2 protein-coding genes are annotated in these 4,463 nt (G+C 46.9%); both read right to left on the bottom strand.

The window, feature by feature from the left end; genetic code table 11:
• On the bottom strand, positions 1-1,179 hold a 1,179-nt coding region (locus LC574_RS28075), incomplete at its 3' end, for a type IIL restriction-modification enzyme MmeI (RefSeq protein WP_368736744.1).
• Positions 1,180-1,193: 14 nt separating this feature from the next.
• Positions 1,194-4,415 (bottom strand): DISARM system SNF2-like helicase DrmD, encoded by a 3,222-nt coding sequence (drmD, locus tag LC574_RS28080; RefSeq protein ID WP_229456944.1) that lies wholly within the window; start codon positions 4,413-4,415, stop codon positions 1,194-1,196.
• Positions 4,416-4,463: the final 48 nt, after the last annotated feature.

The following is a 4,463-nucleotide window of genomic DNA, read 5'->3' on the forward strand; positions in this document are numbered from 1 at the left end:
GCGAGGGGGTTCAAGACTTTCCCCTGTTTGATATTCTGTAGACTGGGGACGACCTTCTAAAAACGGATATTCATCTGGGTCAAATAGTTGCCCATGACGAGCAGGTAAGTATAAATCAGCATGACCGCCGCCGTCGTAAACCAAACGGAAAAGACTCAGCAACCATGCCCAAGCACCATACCGTTGATCCATTGTATCCGGGTAATTGCCTGCATCTTCTCGCAATCGCTCGTAAAGTCCACTAACTGAGTAGTAGCGTGTATAAACTGCATCTTGAGACATCAGTCCCCGATCTTCAGCGTAAAGCAGGAATACCAACCGCAGCAAGATGGTAATCAGTCCACCGTAAATATGCTGGGGTGCAGTAGTAGCAATGTCACTCACTAAGCGGCTTTTACTGGTTGCATCTGCTATTTGGAAGCCGCGTAGTAAATCCCATAATGCCTCTAATACCTGCTCTGCAAGCTTTATAGAGACATCATTTTGATATTTCCGGCTTTTTTCTAGGATTGCAGACAAACGGCGATCGCTAGGGACATTAAACAGTCGATCAGCCGAGAGCAACATCTCCATTGCACCCAAAATCAGCCGCCCAGATACCTCACACATTGCCTGCACAGGAAAAGTCAGGTGTCCCGATGACTCACCAAGTGGTGCATAAACCAAACGCAATTCTGTACCGTTGCACAATAGCCCAGTGTAAACTTTTGTTTCTTTCAAAAGGCGCTCAAACTTAGACTGGGGGCTGGCGTGCCAACCAGTCGATTTACTATCTTCCGTGCCTGCATTGTCAAGTTCAGTACCAGGGGAAAGCACCTGTACCAGCATCATCCAACCGCCATTAGGGTCAGGTACAGCATAGGTGGGTATCAAAACTTCGTTGTAATCTGGGAGTGCGATCGCTAATTCTTCTGGGCTGACAACTAAATCTTCTGCCTGCCAACCTAAAACATTGATAGTGAAAGCAGGAAAGTCGTCAATTCCAAAGGTTTCCTTGCCTATATCACCAGAGAGAGGTTCGCGTCTGGCAACTTCTTGCAGTGTTTGTTGCAGTTCTACCACATTGCGGTTAACTACAGCTTGGGCTGCTGACAATGCAGGCGGAGACACCACCAACCCCACAGGCTGGAGAAAGCCTAACCATTCTTTATGTAACCGAATTTCTGGATCGTTTGCCATTGTTTATACTCCCTCTAGCCGGAAATCGGCCATAAATAAATTACGCCGACAGGCTCAATCCGCACTGCTTTTACTTTGTAGGCGGCTTCAATCCGGGCTGGTTCTGAAATTAGTTCGGTTGCGATCGCTTGAAGGCGTTTTTCCCAATGGCGACGGTCTGCATCCAATTGGCGCTGTTCTTCTATAAATGGAAGAGACAACTGCACTGCCTTAGATTCTTCCTGACACTTGATGATTCGCGTCTGCTGTTCCTCCAGAATCTTCTGCATCTCAGCAGCTTCTCTAATACCTCGTTCTGTGAGTTTCCTTTCCGCCCTTTCTGCTAAAACTGTGGCGCGGCGTTTCAAATGGGGTATTAATTCTGCTATATCTTGGGCGGCACTTTTTTTCAGTCGCTCTTTTACTGCTTCTGCGACTTGCAACAAGTGGGGAGAAGCTAAGGAAGTTTCAAGTAACTCTAGTACATTATCTTTCTCGCCTTCTGTTAAAGACTGAAGTTTCTTGCGTCCCCGACTGGTTGGGTCTGACCACTCTGCTGCTACTGCAATTACTTGGTCGTGCAAGCGAGAAGCACGTTCACCATACAGAGCCAGCCGTCCCAGTGCAATCACTTTTGGCATTGGGTCATTAGTCAGACAAACACAAGCACGAGTTAATTCATCATGCAAGAAACCCTGAGCTAAAAACCTGCTCAGTAGGCGCTGGACAATTCTGTGTTCTAAATGCAGATGAACTACATCCCCATCTAAAGAACCAGGATCTCGAAATACTACAGGACGAATCGGTGCTGATTTTCGCCATTCCCAAGGTTTTTGTCCGATTTTTCGAGGTGTTCTCAGGGTATCAAGTGTAGTTGACCATGTTGGATCTGCACCAGTACGCTGGTCGAGAGCCGGAATTGTCCAACGCGCAGTTACAGGATTGTTAGCAACCTCATTCACATCTACAGGGACAAGTGTTGGGACTCCCAGAATTTCTAAAGAAGCAGAGATGGCATTGCGGAAGTGATTGTCATCTAGTCCCAACCAAACCCGCGAGTCTTTCAACATTTCTTGTAAATTCTCAACTTGTTTAGTCAAATCCTGTTGGCGGAGTCTCGCTTGCTCCAGTTCCTCATTAATTACCTGTGTGTTTACTGTTTCCTTGTTATTGAGTTGTTCTGCCTGATTAATCGAATCAGTAAGATGATTTACTTCTTGGTGGCGAATCCCATTAGCAAGTAAGCGCGACACATTTCTTTCAACTACTGGTGCAAGAGAGCCAAGTTCTTGTTGAATCGTGGCTGTTTTCCGCACCAGTACATCCAATACTTTGTCTTCTGTGCGTTGTGGTAAGACAAAGTAATAGCAATGGACAACAGGCGATCGCTGTAATTTGCGGTCAATCCGTCCATTGCGCTGTTCCATCCTTGATGGGTTCCACGGCACATCAAAGTGGAACAAGTCAGCACAGTTATTTTGGAGGTTCACCCCTTCTCGTGCTGCATCTGTGGCAATCAGGATTCGCAAGGGATGACGTGCCGGGTCAGCGTTAAATGCACTTTTAATAGCTTCGCGGCGTTCTTCTCCAATGCCCCCGTGAAATACATCTATGCGTTCTTGTTCACGGTTAGAGCCAGCGATCACTGTTTGTAATTGCTGTTGTAAATAACGTTTAGTATCTGTATATTCTGTAAAGATAATTACTCGTCGTTCTAACCAAGGGGCATTCGGTTGACCTAGATCGGGACAAAGATTTTGGCGAATCCACTCTACCAGTTGTTGAATCCGTGGATCTGGCTGGTAGCGGGAGGAATTCGCTACATCTGCCATCTCATCTAAAATTGCTAGTTCACGGACTGTTTGTCCCGCAGCTTGCATACTAGCTGCTGCCATTTGAGCATCTTCTTCTGCAATTACTTCCTCTTCGGAAAATTCAGCCCGTTCGTCATCTGCACCAGGGGATTCAAACAGCAACGGGAGACTGGCTTGATGTATGGAAGGACGGTTAATTGCTTGCTTTTCCATTGCCGTCCGATGCACCTTTAAAGTCCGAGCAAATGCCTCAATGGAAGACAAAAGACGCTTTTGTAGTGAAGTAATTACCAGCATCGCCGTAGTCTGGGTGGACTTAGCTGCATCTTTAAGTCGTTCCTCACGCAGATTGCGATATTGTTGCAGCAATCGGGATAATTTGAGTTCGGGCGCGTCTTCTGGCAGGTTATCAATAACTATAGGGAGAACGTAGCGTTGGGGAAACTCTTCTCCGATCTCCCGTAAATCTTGTTTTAAGCGCCGCACCATTACAGTGTCTAACAACTTGCGATTACGAACGGGTACTCCTCGGCAGAAACGCTGGGGATCAAGGATTTCTAGTAAGGCAGCGAAGCTGTTGGAGTGTCCATTGTGAGGTGTAGCAGAAAGAAATAATTTGTGTTCAAAACGCGGTGCTAAGTCTCGAACAGTGCGTGTTAACTGTGAATCAACGGCATACTTTGCACCACTCGCAGGTGCAGCATTATGAGCTTCGTCAAGGATGAGCATGGAAGCAGCCGCAAAATCACCAAGCCAGTCCCGTAACGGTGCGGCATAGGTTTCATCTCGTAGTAAAGCGTGGGAGATAATAAACCGAGTGTGCGTCATCCAAGGGTTAATTCCATAACCCCGTTCTTGACGACGCGCAGCAATAAACTCACGGTCAAGAATCATAAATGTAAGCCCAAAGCGACTCTCCATTTCCTCTTGCCACTGTCTTACCACTGATGGCGGACACGAGATAACTACTCGCCTAACTTTTTGCCGCATCAACATCTCACGCAGTATCAGCCCCGCCTCGATAGTTTTGCCCAGCCCTACATCGTCAGCAATGAACAAACCGACTCTCGGCATCAGCAAAGCTTTACGTAGCGGCTCTAATTGATAAGCTTTGACTTCTATACCGGCTCGGTAAGGGGCTTGGAAAAGCTTGGCATCTGTGGAGGTTACGCAATTCCACCGTAATGTGTGCAGGTAGGCAGAAAACAGACGCGGATTATCAAAACCTCGATTTGCTATGGAATCCCAAGATGTTGCCCCTACGATTTTGGCATCTATTTCCCGTTCCCATAGGACTTCTAGCGATTCTCCTAACGCATCATCTTCTAAACAAGAAAGGCTAACTTTTGTGTCTTGCTCTGGAGACGGTTTCGACACAACTTCTTCTACAAGATACTGCCGCGATCGCACGCGCACAATCTGTCCAGTTACAATGTCAGTCACTCGTGTCTTCCTCTTTGTAACTGGACTGGTATTATCCCTCCTCTAATC

The organism is Nostoc sp. CHAB 5715, from assembly GCF_020829685.1.
GTDB lineage: Bacteria > Cyanobacteriota > Cyanobacteriia > Cyanobacteriales > Nostocaceae > Nostoc.